This is a genomic window from Brevundimonas aurantiaca (genome assembly GCF_904830995.1).
GTDB classification, from domain to species: domain Bacteria; phylum Pseudomonadota; class Alphaproteobacteria; order Caulobacterales; family Caulobacteraceae; genus Brevundimonas; species Brevundimonas aurantiaca.
Genome location: NZ_CAJGVD010000001.1, coordinates 1,260,445 through 1,275,153, shown reverse-complemented (window position 1 = coordinate 1,275,153; position 14,709 = coordinate 1,260,445). Strand labels below are relative to the sequence as shown.

Genomic DNA, 14,709 nt, shown 5'->3' with positions numbered 1-14,709 from the left:
CGGCGTTACGGCAGGTTAATCCCGATCTGCGACGATAATTTCTGAGGCCACGCTTGAATCCGGCGGCGGATTTTGCGAGGCGTTCGATTGTCGAGAACAGGGGAGTTCCCAGATGGCTCAGACGACGCCGAAGACAGTGCTGGAAAGCCTGGCTCAGGATATCGCCGCCGTGCTGAAGAGCATGGGCGGCTCGGCCCACCAGAATTTGGTCGTCGACTGCGTTGCGGCCCTCCGACGTCAGCGCGGCGAGGCGGTGGACGCCCAGGCCCTGCGTCAGAAGATCATCGAGGCCTTCGAACAGTACCGCGACTGGTTTGTGCGTCCGTTCGGCGAAGGCTCTCAGCGCTGGGCCCTGGCCCGCGATTTCGCCTGAAGTCCTGAAAGCAAAAGGCGCGCCCCTTTCGGAGCGCGCCTTCTTCAATCCGCCTGATCGCCGGGATCAGAAGCGACGGATGTAGCTGAGCGAATAGGCGTCCGCCTCGCCCGCGTCGTCACGGTAGTCGCGACGGGTCCAGTCGGCCCGCAGGCCGTTCACGCCGTCCAGATAGTAGTTGGCGCCGGCGCCGTAGTTCCAGCTGTCGCCGCCCACGTCGGTATTGGCGCCGGGGAACTCCTGCTTCAGCTCGGTGTGGCCGTAACCGCCGCGGGCGAACAGCTCCAGCTTGTCGGAAACCGGCACCTTGCCGACCACATAGCCCGCCGCGTCCCACTCGTGCTTGGTCGTGCCGTCCACGCCGGCGACGGTGAAGTCGTCGTCCTTCACGCCGACCGAGGCCTCGGTCTCCAGAGCCAGGTAGCGGTTCAGATTGACGCCCAGGCGGCCGGTCACGGCGCCGGTGGTGGCGTTGTCGCTTTCAAGATGAGTATAGCCCAGTGATCCGTAACCACGCGGTTCAGGATTGGTTTGAGCAAAAGCCGGAGCGGCGATTGCGGAAACGGCGACAGCAGCGAGAATAATGTTGCGCATTGTTTCTTATTAACTCCTAGATGTGATGACCGGTTGGATCATCAGCCCCATCCAGCGAGTGCTTAAATAGGTGAGGGCGTTCTCTGTTCCAGGCGCCGCTGGAACGGATCGTCGTCTGTGGACGGAGAGACACACACTGTGTTCGGCTAAGTAAGACGGAAATGCGGCGCGCAATGAAAAGAGGCGGCGCCTCGCAGCGCCGCCTCTGATTCCATTTCATTCCGTCATCCTGGGGCTCGCCCCGAGGAGGAGGGGCGCCTACCGATCCTTTTCGCGCTCACCGCTCAGGGCCGCCTGGGCCGCCGCCAGGCGGGCGATCGGCACGCGGTAGGGCGAGCAGGAGACATAGTCCAGGCCGGCCTTTTCGCAGAAGGCGATCGACGACGGATCCCCGCCGTGCTCGCCGCAGATGCCCAGCTTGACCTCGGGGCGAACCGCACGGCCGCGTTCGGTCGCGATCTCGATCAGGCCGCCGACGCCGTCCTGGTCCAGACGCACGAAGGGGTCCGTCTCGAAGATGCCCTTGTCCAGATAGGCCTGCAGGAACCGCCCTGAATCGTCGCGGCTGATGCCGAAGGTGGTCTGGGTCAGGTCATTGGTGCCGAAGCTGAAGAACTGGGCGTGCTCGGCCAGATCGCCCGCGCGGATGGCGGCGCGGGGCAGTTCGATCATGGTGCCGACCAGATAGTCGACGCTGTCGCCGGCCTCGGCGAACACCGCCTTGGCCGTGCGGTCGGTCAGTTCGCGCAGATATTTCATCTCCAGACCCAGGGCGACCAGCGGGTGCATGATCTCCGGGATCGGCGCCACGCCCGAGGTCTTCTTCACCTCCAGCGCGGCCTCGAGCACGGCCCGGACCTGCATCTCGTAGATCTCGGGATAGGCCACGCCCAGGCGGCAGCCGCGATGGCCCAGCATGGGGTTGGTCTCGTGCAGCTCCTTGGCCCGGCGCTTCAGCTTCTCGGCGTCGATGCCAGACGAGGCGGCCAGGGCGTCGATGTCCTCGTCCGTATGCGGGATGAACTCGTGCAGCGGCGGGTCCAGCAGACGCACCGTCACAGGCAGGCCGGCCATGATCTCGAACAGTTCGACGAAGTCCGACTTCTGGAACGGCGCGATCTTGGCCAGGGCCGTGCGGCGCCCGGCCTCGTCGTCGGCCAGGATCATTTCGCGCACGGCGGCGATCCGGGTGTCGTCGAAGAACATGTGTTCGGTCCGGCACAGGCCGATGCCCTCGGCGCCGAAGCCGCGCGCCGTCTTGGCGTCCAGCGGGGTCTCGGCGTTGGCGCGCACCTTCAGGCGGCGCACCTGGTCGGCCCAGCCCATCAGGGTCTGGAAGTCGCCGGTCAGCTCGGGCTCGATCATCGGCACGGCGCCGTCCAGCACCTCGCCCTTGGAGCCGTCGATGGTGATGATGTCGCCGGTCTTGAAGGTGCGGCCGCGGGCGTTGAAGACGCCCTTGGCCTCGTCGATGTGGATCTCGCCGGCGCCGGAGACGCAGGCCCGGCCCATGCCGCGCGCCACCACGGCCGCGTGGCTGGTCATGCCGCCGCGCGCCGTGACAATGCCGCGCGCCGCATGCATGCCGTGGATGTCTTCCGGGCTGGTCTCCTCGCGCACCAGGATGACGGCCTCGCCCAGGCCGGCCAGACGCTCGGCCTCGTCGGCGTCGAACACGATCTTGCCGGTCGCGGCGCCGGGCGAGGCGGGCAGGCCGGCGGCGATGACGGTGCGGGGCGCCTCCGGGTCCAGGGTCGGGTGCAGCAACTGATCGAGCGCCGAGGGCTCGACCCGGCTGACGGCTTCTTCCTGGCTGATCACGCCTTCCGCCGCCAGATCGACCGCCACCTTCAGCGCCGACTTGGCGGTGCGCTTGCCGTTGCGGGTCTGCAGCATCCAGAGCCGGCCCTGTTCGACCGTGAACTCGATGTCCTGCATGTCGCGATAATGGCTCTCCAGCTTGCCCACCACCTCGACGAACTGGCCGAACACCTCGGGCATGGCCTCTTCCATCGAAGGGGCGGTCTCGCCCATCTCCTCGCGGCCGATCTTGGTCAGGGACTGGGGCGTGCGGATGCCCGCGACCACGTCTTCGCCCTGGGCGTTGATCAGGAACTCGCCGTACAGCCGCGCCTCGCCGGTCGAGGGATTACGGGTGAAGGCCACGCCGGTCGCCGAGGTCTCGCCCATATTGCCGAACACCATCGACTGGACATTGACGGCCGTGCCCCAGCTTTCGGGGATGTCGTGCATGCGGCGATAGAATTTCGCCCGGTCGTTCATCCAGCTTTCGAACACGGCGCCGACGGCGCCCCACAACTGGTCCTTCGGATCCTGGGGGAAGGGGTGGCCCAGCTCGCGCTCGACCACGGCCTTGTAGTCCTCGACGACCCGCTCCCAGTCCTCGGCCTTCAGATCGGTGTCGACGCTGACGCCCAGCCGGTCCTTGTGGGCGTCCAGCACCTCTTCGAAATCGTCGTGGCTGAGGCCCAGAACCACATTGGAATACATGGTGATGAAGCGCCGGTAGCTGTCGAAGGCGAATCGCCTGTCGCCCGACAGTTTCGCCAGGCCTTCGACCGTCTGGTCGTTCAGGCCCAGGTTCAGCACCGTGTCCATCATGCCGGGCATCGAGGCTCGCGCGCCCGAACGCACCGAGACCAGCAGGGGGTTGTCCACGTCGCCGAAGGTCTTGCCGACCACGCCCTCGACCTTGGCCAGGGCCGTCTTCACCTGGTCTTCCAGATCGGCCGGATAGGTCTCGCCGTGGGCGTAATAGTAGGTGCAGACCTCGGTGGTGATGGTGAAGCCGGGCGGGACGGGCAGGCCCAGGGCGGACATTTCCGCCAGGTTCGCCCCCTTGCCGCCGAGAAGGTTCTTCATCGACGCGTCGCCGTCGGCGGAGCCTCCGCCGAAGCCGTACACCCACTGAGTCATCTTAAGCCCCTGAGCTTTGTCTTAAGGTTCGGCGGGTTGACCCGCTCGCACATGCGGCCTGCTCTAGCGCGGCGAAACCGGCTTGACCATGGCGTTTGTAACAAAGCGTGAGCCTGAAACCGGTTTCCGAACCTCGGTTTTTCGGATCACGCCGAACCGGCGGACTGCGCCGTACAGGGACGATTACCAGCCGCGCCCGCCGCGACTCCAACGATCATCGCCGTAGTAGCGGTTGTCCGGCACATAGCGGCCGCTGCGGTCGTACCAGCCATAGCCCTGCTGATACCGATCATAGCCGTCCAGCGGATAGCCGTAGTCATAGTACTGACCGTCTTCGGCCTCCCACCAGTCGCGGGGATAGGGGCTGTATTGGCAGTCATAGCCGCGGTCGCCGCCGCCCCATGAAGGCGCATAACGGTCGCGATAGCGGTTTTCGAAACGGGGGCGGCACAGGTCGCGCGACCACACCCGATTGTCGCGGGCCTCGATGCTGGCGCGCGGCTCGCCATAGATGGCGTCGCGGACGCCGGCGAAACTGTTGTTTGTGATCACGGCCCGGCCCGAGGCGGCGGCGACCCCCACCTGATCCACCCGGACGCGGTTCTGATCGAACAGCAGTTCGCCGTTGTAGAGGACGGCGCCCTTGTCGCCCTTGCAGATCCGGCTGTTGGAGACCGAGACCGAGGCGCCCTCGATCGCAATCCCCTCCACATAGCCGCAGATCTTGGCGTTGCTGATCTCGACCCGGCCATAATCGCGGGCGGAGCGAACGATCACCCCGATGGCGCGCGGGCCGAAGCTGTTCGGCTGTTCCGATCCGATCAGGGTGACCGAGGTCAGGCTGGAGGGGGCGGCGGAGCCCGGCGTCAGGTCCACGCCCGAGACGGCGCCGGTGATGGCGGTCTCGTACAGGGTGACGGCGGCGCCGTCGGCGACCACGGCGGCCGAGACGGTGCGGGCGTCGATCAGGGCGTCGCGCAGGTCCAGAAGCCCGCCGTCGACATAGATCGCCGCCTCGTCGCCCGCGTGGCGGAAGCCGACCCGGCTCATGACGATTTCAGCCCCATAGCCGATCACGCAGGCGGCGTCGCCGGCGTGGGGCGAGGCGAAGACCAGGTCGCGGACCTCGACCCGGACACCGGGGGCGGCGGTCAGACAGGGCAGGCCGTCGGGCGCCTGGAGGGTGGGCGTCGCCGCATCCCAGCGGCGCGGATCAAAGCCGCTGTCGCCGATGATGGTCATCGGCTTGTCGATGTTCAGCCAGCCGACGCAGGCGCCGGCCCGGGCCCGGATGATGAGAGTGCCGCCCGGACGCACCCGCTGGACCGCGCTCTCGATCGCGCCCGAGCCGGGATTGCCGCCGCAGTCGACCAGTACGACCTCTTCCTGATGCGGGGGACGGGGCAGGGGGCGCCAGTCGGGACCGCGATAATGACCATAGTCGTAGGGGCGATGGGCGCGGGGCCGGGCGCGGGTCGGCGGGTCCAGCAGGACGCCGAAATTGGGCCGGGTCTGGGCCTCGACCTTGGCGGCGACCTGGGCCTGGACCGGGGCGGGCATAGCTCCCAGGGCGGAAAGGGCGAAAACCGCCAGGAGCGAGACTTTCGCGAGCGAGCGGATGTTCATGCGACCAGACCCTCCCATTTAGCGGCGCTGTTGTTGGGCGCGGGACACCTGGGACAACAGGGCCTGCAAGCGCGAGGCCGAGGGGCCGAAGCCCGACAGCGCGGATTCGATGCGGTAGGCGACGGCCTCGGCCTTGTCCTGATCGGCCACCCCGGCGACGCCGAGGGCGAAATAGGTGGACATGGCGAACTTGGCCTCGGGGCTGCCCTGGCGGGCCGCCTCCTCGAACCATTTGAACGAGCGGGCGTAGTCGGCGGGCAGGCCGATGCCTTCGGCGTACATGACGGCCAGGACCAGCTGGGCCTCGGACGAGCCGTTGACGGCGGCCAGCTGGATGGCGCGGACCCGCTCCAGCGGCGACAGCCGGCTTTCGGTCGCATGGCCGATCATGGCTTCGAAGGCCTCGATCTGCTGGCGGGACAGTTGCTCAGGGGCGGTGACGGCCTCGGGCGTCACGCCCAGATAGCGCAGGGCGCGGCCCACATGGACGAAGGGCAGTTCGCCCTGAAGCCGCGACAGGGCGTATTCATAGGCGTCGCCGCGCGGGCGGCTCTCGTCCGAGAAGGGCACGCCCGAGGCCGGGGCCTCCAACGGATAGAATTCGAACGGCGGGGTCCACTGACGCGCCTTGGCCTCGACGAAGCCCGCATATTGGGCGCGGCCGGGCGAGGAGCGTTCGAAGTCCTTCATCAGCACATAGGCGCCGACGTCGCCCGTCTGAACCGCCAGATAGTTGTAGAGATAGGCGTCGACGTCGTTCCTCTGGAACAGATTGACCGCCGCCCAGTAGCCGCCGCGCGAACGGGGCTGGCCCAAGCTCTTGCCCTCGGGTTTGCGGCCGAGCGCCTCGCGGGCCTCACGATTGTCGGCAGGTTCGCCGAACGGGCCATAGAGGCCGTCGTGGAGACGGGCCAGGGTGCGATAGCCCTCGGCGTCCTGGGTCGACAGGATGTAGATCACCCGGTCGCGCACCGCCTCCTGCTCCTGGCGGCTCATCCGCGACAGCTGGCGGTCCAGAACCTGATAGGCGCGGTGGCGTTCGAAGGCGCGGCAGTCGTCGTACTTCGACAGACGGCGCAGGCCGCCGCCGAACAGGCCGCCGCCCTGGGGTTCGACCCCGTTGATCGGGGCGTAGCCCTCGTCATTGGCCAGGGCCATGGCGTACCAGACCGAGCTTTCGATCGGATCCTCGATATTCTTGTCGGTGACGCGGACGGCGGCGTAGCGCGAGCCCAGCTCCAGCTGGGCGAAGAAGTCGCCGCGGAAGGCGGCGCGGCGCAGGTGGCGCAGGCTCGCCTCCTGGGCGTTGAATTCGGATCCCGTCACCGAGGCTGGGCGGGGGCAGGACAGGGCGGCCTCGTTCTGGGCCCCTCGGCGCCAGAAGCCGGGGGCGCCGTCGCCGCAGCTGGCCAGAAGCAGGACGGCGATCAGCAGGACCAGAACCGCCACGGCGCCGCCGGCCAGGGGCATGCGATGCCGCTGGAGCTGGGATGGACCGTGACCGGCGTTGTCGTACTCGCCCATACCTTCCTGTCGCTCCCGCAATCCCAACTGGCCGACGCGACGCAGGACGGCGCGCCGACGCCGACGGGTCAGACCGCCAAACATGGTTAACAATGTTTTGCGACAAAGCGGCGCCACAGCAAGCGGCAAATTTGGCTACGCCGAACCTTGTTGTGCGATTTCCGGTATTTAACAAATTGAACCCTGTGGACGAAGGCTCGCTTCCGGTGGCGGGGGCGCCTATATCGGCTGCGAATCGAAGGAGCGCCCATGTCCTATGTCCCCCGCGACGACCGCCCCGCCGACAAGGCGGACCGCTATGCCGAGGTCGAGGCCGAGATCCTGGCGGTGCTGGACGGGGAGCCGAATCTGACCGCGCGGATGGCGACCGTGGCCTCGATGCTGGCCGACGCCTTCGACCACTTCTTCTGGACCGGCTTCTACGTCGTCGCGCCGGACAAGACGCCGGATGGGGCGGACGAACTGGTGGTCGGACCCTATCAGGGGACGCTGGGCTGTCTGCGGATCGCCTTCGGGCGCGGGGTGTGCGGGACGGCGGCGGCCACGCGCCAGACCCAGCTGGTCGAAGACGTCCACGCCTTCCCCGGTCACATCGCCTGCGACAGCCGCTCGGCCAGCGAGATCGTCGTGCCGGTGCTTGACGTTTCGGGCGAACTGATCGCCGTCTTCGACGTGGATGCGACGACCCCGGCGGCCTTCGACGCCGTGGACCAGGCGGGGCTGGAACGCCTGATGGCCAAGGTCTTCGCCGCAGGCTGAGCCGACAGACGAGAGGGGCAAAGGGATGGAGGACGAGATGAAACGGGTGATCGCGATCACGGGCGGGCACGGGGTGCTGGGCCGGGCCGTGCTGGAGGCCGCCCTGGCGGCGGGGTTGGCGGTCGCCGTCATCGACCATGCCGAAGGCCATCCGGTTCCGCCCGGGGTGCTTGAGATCGGCGGGGTCGACCTGACCGACCCGGTCCAGGCCGAGGAGGCCGTGGCCTCGGTGATCAGCCGGTTCGGGCGGCTGGACGTGCTGGCCAATATCGCCGGCGGCTTCGTCTGGCAGACGACGGACGACGCGCAGCCGGCCTGGGACCGGATGCAGGCCCTGAACCTGACCACCGCCCTGAACGCCAGCCGGGCGGCTCTGCCCTATCTGAAGGCGGCTTCGGACGGGCGGATCGTCAATGTCGGTTCGGCTGCGGCGCTGAAGCCGGGCGCGGGCATGGGGGCTTACGGCGCCGCCAAGCTGGGCGTCCACGCCCTGACCCAGGCCCTGGCGGAGGAGCTGAAAACCACGTCCGTAACGGTCAATGCGGTGTTGCCGTCAATCATTGATACGCCCGCCAACCGCAAGGACATGCCCGACGCCGATCCGGCCGCCTGGGTCGCCCCCGCGGATCTGGCGGCGGTGATCCTGTTCCTGGCCTCGCCCGATAGCCGAGCCATGACCGGCGCCCTGGTTCCTGTCACCGGGCAGGTCTGATGTCGGGCGAACTGGCTCGCAGCGTCCTCTATCTGCCGGCCTCCAACGCCCGGGCGATCGAAAAGGCCCGGAACGTGGACTGCGATGTCGCCGTCCTTGATCTGGAAGACGCCGTGGCGCCCGAGGCCAAGATTGAGGCGCGGGTGGCCGCCGTGGCGGCGGTGAAGGCGGGCGGATTTCGTCCCCGTCTGGGCGTGCGGATCAACGCCCTGGACACCGACTGGGGCGAGGACGATTTGGACGCTCTGGCTCAGGCGGGCGCCGGCCTGATCGTCGCGCCCAAGGTGGAGACGGTCGAGACCGTCTACGCCCTGTCGGCCCGCGCGCCGGATGCGGCCCTGTGGGCCATGATCGAGACGCCGCGCGGCCTGATCGCCCTGAGCGAGATTGCGGCGGCGGGCGGGGGGCTTCAGGGGTTGATGCTGGGGGTCAACGACCTGGCCAAGGCCCTGAGGACGGGCGCGTCGCCGGATCGCGAACCGTTCAAACCCTGGCTGGCGGCCCTGGTGGTCGCGGCGCGGGCGCACGGACTGCTGGCCATCGACGGGGTGTTCAACCGGATCGAGGACGTCGACGGCCTGGCGGCCGAGGCGGCGCAGGGCCGGCTGTACGGCTTTGACGGCAAGAGCCTGATCCACCCGTCCCAGATCGCCGCCGCCAACGCCGCCTTCGCCCCGTCCGAGGCTGAGGTCCAGGCGGCGCAGGCGGTGGTGGCGGCCTTCGCCGCGCCGGAAGCCGAGGGGCGAGGCGCGATCCGGGTGGGGGGCGCCATGGTCGAACGTCTGCACCTGGGCCAGGCCGAGGCCTTGCTGGCGCGACACGCCGAGGCGACGAACCGCCGGTAGAGCCGCGATCCGGCGTTTCCTAATCCGCCGGGACACTGTAGGAAGCCCGCCCTTCGAGGAGCCGGGTCATGACCACGCCGCAGCCGATCACGATCGGCATAGACTTCGGCACGACCAATTCGGTCGTGGCCCTGGCCGATCCTGCGACCGGCGCCGAGCTGGTCCGTTTCACGGTTGACGGGGCGGGCGGCGTCTCCACCTTCCGCTCGGCCCTCAGCTTCCAGTTCCATCCGGCCGAGGACGGCGGCCGTCCCGAACGGGTGGTCGAGGCCGGACCCTGGGCCATCGAGGCCTATGTGGACGATCCGGTGGACACGCGCTTCATTCAGTCGTTCAAGACCTTCGCCGCCAGCGCCGCCTTCACCGAGACCCGCATCCACGACCGGCGCTATACGTTCGAGGATCTGCTGTCCGCCTTCCTGCTGAAGCTGCGCCACCATGCGGGGGCCGCCATGGCCGATCTGCCGCCCCGCGTCATCGTCGGCCGCCCCGTGACCTTCGCCGGCAATCGGCCCGACGAGGCCCTGGCCCTGTCGCGCTACGAGACGGCGTTCAAGCGGCTGGGGTTCGAGGACGTCCGCTACGCCTATGAACCCGTCGGCGCCGCCTTCTATTTCGCCCGCACCCTGGAACGGGACGCCACCGTCCTGGTCGCCGACTTCGGCGGCGGCACCAGCGACTTCTCCATCGTCCGGTTCGAACGCACGCCCGAGGGGCTGAAATCCACGCCCCTGGCCCAGTCCGGCGTCGGGGTGGCCGGCGACGCCTTCGACTATCGGATCATCGACCATCTGGTCTCGCCCGAACTGGGCAAGGGCAGTTTCTACACCAGCCTGGGCAAGACCCTGCCGGCGCCCCAGCGCTATTATTCCGCCTTCGCCCGCTGGGACCAGCTGGCCCTGCTGCGGGCGTCGCGCGACATGCGCGACATCCGCGCCCTGGCGACCACCTCGCTTGAGCCCGAGAAGATCGAGCGGCTGATCGAGGTGCTGGACGACAACCACGGCCACGCCCTGTACCGCGCCGTCTCCAGCCTGAAACAGGATCTCTCCCGCGACGAGACGGCCGACTTCCGTTTCGTCGCGGGCGGGGTGCGGATCGAGGCGACGGTGACGCGGGCCCAGTTCGACGCCTGGATCGCCCCCGAACTGGCCGAGATGGAGGCGGCGCTGGATCAGGCCATCGACCGCTCCGGCCTGGACCCCTCCGCCATCGACCGCGTCTTCCTGACCGGCGGCACCTCCCTGACCCCCGCCGTCCGCGCCCTGTTCACCCGCCGCTTCGGCCCCGACCGGATCGAGACCGGCGGCGAGTTCGAATCCATCGCCGCCGGCCTGGCCCTGATCGGACTGGAGCCCGACGTCGAACGCTGGACCCAGGGCGGCTGATTCGCAGCAGCCTCAGTCTTCCGCCGCCGTCATCAGGCGGCGCAGCACCGTCTCCGCCTCCCGTCTCTGGGTCGGGTCCAGCGGGGCCAGCGCGCGTTCGGCCATGGCGAAACGCGGGTCTATGAAACCCTCGACCAGGGTCAGACCTTCCGGCGTCAGCTGCGCCAACAGGCGTCGGCGGTCTTCCTTCACACTGTGGCGCGACACCAGGCCTCGCGTCTCCAGACGCCGCAGGCAGGCCGTCAGGCCGCCGGAGCTCAGCAGGACACGCTTAGCCAGATCCGTCGGCGACAGTTCGAAGGGCGCGCCGGCGCGGCGCAAGGTCGCGAGCACGTCATAGTCGGAATAGGACAGGCCGTGTTCGGCCAGCATCTGCGCCACGGCCTCTTCGTACCGTCGCCCCAGCCACAGGATGCGTCCCACGATGTTCAGGGCGTCGGCCTGGGTTTGGGGCCGCGCGTTTCGCCAGTCAGCCAGGACGGCGTCGATCACGTCCGGCGAGGAGGGGGTCTGGATCATGGGGGGAGGATAGGCGGTGAAAACCACGCGCACAAACCTTTGTGTAAAATATCTTGACGTAAAATAATTTGATGCAAAGATATCTGGATGTGACGGAGGATTTGACGTGGCTTTGAACAAGACCTGGCGCGCGGCTGCCGCAGCTGCCTGCGCCCTGCTGAGCGGCGCGTGCGCGACCTCGATCCAGGCCGCCCAGCTCCAGTCAGCCCCGTCACCGTCCGCCGTCGCACCCGATCTGAGCGCGGCCTTCGACGCCTATATGAAGGCGGCGGTGCAGAACGCGGCCTTCAGCGGGACTGTCCTGGTCGCCGCGCACGGGAGGCCTGTCTTCCGGGGAAGCTATGGACTGGCGAACCGGGCCTTCGACGTCCCCAATGACACCGACACCGTCTATCAACTGGCCTCGGTCACCAAGCCCTTCACCGCCCTTCTGATCATGATGCTGAAGGAGGAGGGCCGGCTCAGCGTCGATGACCTGGCCTGCGACCACCTCGCCGACTGTCCCCCGGCTTGGCGGGCCGTCACCGTGCGGCAGCTGCTGACCCACACCTCGGGAATCCCCAACTACACCAGCCTGCCGGACTGGGACGAAACCCTGGACAGCCGAACCTACGGCCCGGGCGGCGTCGTGGCCCTGGTGCGGGACCGGCCGCTCGAATTCGCGCCGGGCCAGGGCTATCGGTACAGCAACACCGGCTACAACCTTTTGGGGACGATCATCGAACGGGTCGCCGGCAAACCCTATCCGGAGGTCCTGCGTGAGCGGATTCTGACGCCGCTTCACATGGACCACACGGTCTTCAACGCCTCTCGGCGGATCATCCCTCATCTGGCGACCGGCTACTATTCGATCGGCTCCGCCTTCATCGAGGCGACGCCGCAGTCGATGACCGGCGTCTATGGCGAGGCGGGGCTGAGCAGCACCGTGGACGATCTGTCGACCTGGGCCCAGGCCGTCGACGGCGGTCGGCTGGTCTCGCCCGCCTCCCTGGCCCAGATGACCGAAGGGGCGCGCAACAACTACGGCTTCGGCTGGGAGATTCGCACCTGGCACGGTCGCCGTATGGTCGGCCATGCGGGCAGCGGGCCGGGGTTTTCCAACATGGTCGCCCGCTTCCCCGAAGACGACCTGACCATCGTGGTCCTCAGCAACAGCGACGAGGCCAGCGGCGGCGGGACGGCCCGGGCTCTCGCCGGCCTCTACTTCGGCGAGGCGACGTCCTTGCCGGATGTTCAGCCCAAGACGGTGATCCTGGACGCGGTGATGGCGGGCGGGGCCGAGGCTGGAATCCGCCAGTATCAGGCCATGAAGGCGGCCCAGCCCTCGGCCGAAGCCTTCGCCACCGATGAACTTTTGGTCGAGATCGGCTATGAACTGTCCGGCCTGCCCGCGATGGAGGAGGCGCGCCGCCTGTTCGCCTTCACCCTCGAACAGTTTCCGCAATCGGCGTTCAGCCATGACGGCCTCGCCGACCTTTCAGCGGCCGAGGGCGACTTTGCAGCGGCGATCGCCCATTTCGAAACGTCGCTGCGGCTCGATCCAGACAATGAGTACGCCCGCGAGGGGCTGAAGCGCCTAAAAGGCCTCCCTGAAAGCTGACGGCGAGCGCTGTCGGACCGAGTCTTCCGCGAGTTCGAATCCATCCCCGCCGGCCTGGCCCTGATCGGACTGGAGCCGGACGTCGAACGCTGGACCCAGGGCGGCTGAGGCTCGCGCTGCGCGTTCGGCGCGACGTCTCATTTCTTCGCAGGCTTCTCCGCGGTCGGGGCTGGCGGCTGAGACGGCTTGTCCGCCGTCGGCTGCCGCTCCTTCCAAGCGAACAGGTTCCGATTGTTCCAGGCGACGCGGATCGTCGCGGATTTGAACTCTCGCACCGCCACCTCATAGGTGGTGAAGGCGCCCTCATGGCAAGGGGGCAAGGCCAGCCGCATCGCCAGATTGTCCTTGATCAGGAAGGCGGAGATGTCTTCTGGAGACGGCGCGGTTTCAGAATGGAAAAGGAACCTCAGTTTTACGTTCGTCACCGGATATCGCATCGAAGATATGGAGTAGAACGGTTCTTTTGCGTTGTATTCATCGACCAGATGAATGACAGTCGTTCTCTTGACGATCACATTGAAGAATGCGCCGAAATTCTTGTAAATCGAATGTACTACCTGGTTGGGCAGTATGGTTATGAGCGGATTTCGAGGCAGGGATTCGTTGTAGATCTCGATCACATTGATCGATTTTTCGTTGCCCTGCTTTATGATTTCCCCCTTGATCGAGCGATGTCCGACCTGGGCGTCAAAGACTTGGTGGTCGGGGTCTATCGACGCCTTTTCCCCATCCACCTTGGTGGTCGAATGATAGGCGCCCACGTCGGGTTGGTTGGCGTGGAAGAATTGCTTCCTCGTCAAAATTGCCCGCTTCATGTCGGGCTCGGCGAAGCTTAGGGTGACGTCGGTCTCCAAAACCGACAGTGGGACGCGCGCATTGTCCCAGTATTCGATCGCCTGTCGAACCCAGATGCCCAGCACCACCAAGGGTATGACGCTCGCCGCCAAGAACAGATAGCCGCCGATCGGCACGTCTGGATAGATCGGCGTCGGGATTTGCAGGAGGGCGATGAAGGTGTCGACGGCGTCGTGGGTGCAGACCTTGGGCAGTTCGCCTGCTTGGCCCGCCGCAACAGCGTTCAGCCGGTGGGCCAAGGCAGGATCGCTGATCGCCACGCATTTTCCATACTCTCTGATCGGCGGCCAAAAGATCGCCGCCCAGCCCGCGATCCAGGTTATGGCGCCCGCCAACCAACCCAGCCTGTCCCACCACCTGCCTTTGAACATCACGCGCCTCCCGGTGGCATAAAGCTCGTTTTCAGCGAACGCGGCAATCCAAAAAGGAAGGGCCAAAAAGCAAAAAGGACAGGGCTGGTGAGGCCCTGTCCCTTTCACTCGCCGTTCGGCGAAAAACCAGCAGCCCGCTGGCGGGGCTTAGATCGTTTCGGTCGCACGCATACTCATTGCCTCGCTTCCAGAGTCGGAAAATACCGACGTTCAGAGCCTAACGGCCCATGATTAAGAAAATCCCTTCGCCGCCGCCGTGTTCCCGACGGTTGGAAGAGAGAGAAGTGGGTGTTCGACATCGACCGCACAAGCGATCTGCTGTTTGACTACTTGTGTTCGGCCGTTTCGGCTAGACCCCTGAGGGCTGAGAAATTCAGAGAAAGAAGTCCCGTGGTAGGCCCGGAGGGACTCGAACCCCCAACCAGACCGTTATGAGCGGTCGGCTCTAACCATTGAGCTACAGGCCCCCAGGGACGCGGCCGAGAGGCGCGGCGCGGCGGGAGGAACGGCCTAGCAGGGGAGGGCGCGGCTTGCCAAGGGCCTGATCTTCGCCGCGTCCGTTTCGGCGAATTCATCAAGATGAACGGAAACCGACATCGACGACCG

12 protein-coding genes and 1 tRNA gene are annotated in these 14,709 nt (G+C 66.9%); 6 read left to right on the top strand and 7 right to left on the bottom strand.

Translation table 11 applies throughout. From position 1 onward, the window contains the following. Positions 1–112: 112 nt before the first annotated feature. Positions 113–373 carry a hypothetical protein gene (locus JMT67_RS06415; protein WP_182713300.1) on the top strand — a complete coding sequence of 87 codons (261 nt, stop codon included), beginning with the start codon at positions 113–115 and terminating at the stop codon, positions 371–373. 66 nt (positions 374–439) lie between these two features. On the opposite strand, the gene JMT67_RS06410 is transcribed toward JMT67_RS06415, so the two are convergent. From JMT67_RS06410 to JMT67_RS06395, 4 genes are all read right to left on the bottom strand, one after another. Then, the gene (locus JMT67_RS06410; protein WP_201463007.1) at positions 440–967 is read right to left on the bottom strand and encodes a porin family protein; all 528 of its coding nucleotides are present in this window, start codon (positions 965–967) and stop codon (positions 440–442) included. 258 nt (positions 968–1,225) lie between these two features. Next, positions 1,226–3,904, bottom strand: coding sequence for a pyruvate, phosphate dikinase (gene ppdK / locus JMT67_RS06405; protein ID WP_201463006.1), 2,679 nt, complete (start codon positions 3,902–3,904; stop codon positions 1,226–1,228). 183 nt (positions 3,905–4,087) lie between these two features. Further along, entirely contained in the window at positions 4,088–5,464 is a 1,377-nt protein-coding gene (locus JMT67_RS06400; protein ID WP_233455816.1) for a right-handed parallel beta-helix repeat-containing protein, read from the bottom strand. Positions 5,465–5,548: 84 nt separating this feature from the next. Further along, a complete protein-coding gene (locus tag JMT67_RS06395; RefSeq protein ID WP_201463004.1) occupies positions 5,549–7,054 on the bottom strand; it encodes a tetratricopeptide repeat protein in 1,506 nt (501 codons plus the stop codon). Positions 7,055–7,303: 249 nt separating this feature from the next. On the opposite strand from JMT67_RS06395, the gene JMT67_RS06390 reads away from it, so the two are divergent. From JMT67_RS06390 to JMT67_RS06375, 4 genes are all read left to right on the top strand, one after another. Continuing rightward, positions 7,304–7,813: a GAF domain-containing protein gene (locus JMT67_RS06390; protein WP_183214964.1), complete on the top strand. Its 510-nt coding sequence runs from the start codon at positions 7,304–7,306 to the stop codon at positions 7,811–7,813. Positions 7,814–7,850: 37 nt separating this feature from the next. Next, positions 7,851–8,525: an SDR family NAD(P)-dependent oxidoreductase gene (locus JMT67_RS06385; protein ID WP_233455815.1), complete on the top strand. Its 675-nt coding sequence runs from the start codon at positions 7,851–7,853 to the stop codon at positions 8,523–8,525. Next, positions 8,525–9,370, top strand: a complete 846-nt coding sequence (locus JMT67_RS06380; protein ID WP_201463002.1) for an HpcH/HpaI aldolase/citrate lyase family protein — start codon at positions 8,525–8,527, stop codon at positions 9,368–9,370. The genes JMT67_RS06385 and JMT67_RS06380 overlap by 1 nt, the downstream gene beginning before the upstream one ends. A gap of 68 nt (positions 9,371–9,438) precedes the next feature. Then, positions 9,439–10,758, top strand: coding sequence for an Hsp70 family protein (locus tag JMT67_RS06375; protein ID WP_183214961.1), 1,320 nt, complete (start codon positions 9,439–9,441; stop codon positions 10,756–10,758). A 12-nt stretch (positions 10,759–10,770) separates the two neighbouring features. Here JMT67_RS06375 and JMT67_RS06370 read toward each other — a convergent pair whose 3' ends face one another. Continuing rightward, entirely contained in the window at positions 10,771–11,304 is a 534-nt protein-coding gene (locus JMT67_RS06370) for a MarR family winged helix-turn-helix transcriptional regulator (protein ID WP_183214960.1), read from the bottom strand. A 79-nt stretch (positions 11,305–11,383) separates the two neighbouring features. Between JMT67_RS06370 and JMT67_RS06365 the strand changes: the two genes are divergently transcribed. Beyond that, positions 11,384–12,877, top strand: a complete 1,494-nt coding sequence (locus JMT67_RS06365) for a serine hydrolase domain-containing protein (RefSeq protein WP_201463001.1) — start codon at positions 11,384–11,386, stop codon at positions 12,875–12,877. Positions 12,878–13,014: 137 nt separating this feature from the next. Here JMT67_RS06365 and JMT67_RS06360 read toward each other — a convergent pair whose 3' ends face one another. Both JMT67_RS06360 and JMT67_RS06355 read right to left on the bottom strand, forming a co-directional pair. Next, positions 13,015–14,103 carry a hypothetical protein gene (locus tag JMT67_RS06360; protein ID WP_201463000.1) on the bottom strand — a complete coding sequence of 363 codons (1,089 nt, stop codon included), beginning with the start codon at positions 14,101–14,103 and terminating at the stop codon, positions 13,015–13,017. Positions 14,104–14,494: 391 nt separating this feature from the next. Beyond that, positions 14,495–14,570: transfer RNA gene (locus tag JMT67_RS06355), tRNA-Ile, on the bottom strand. Positions 14,571–14,709: the final 139 nt, after the last annotated feature.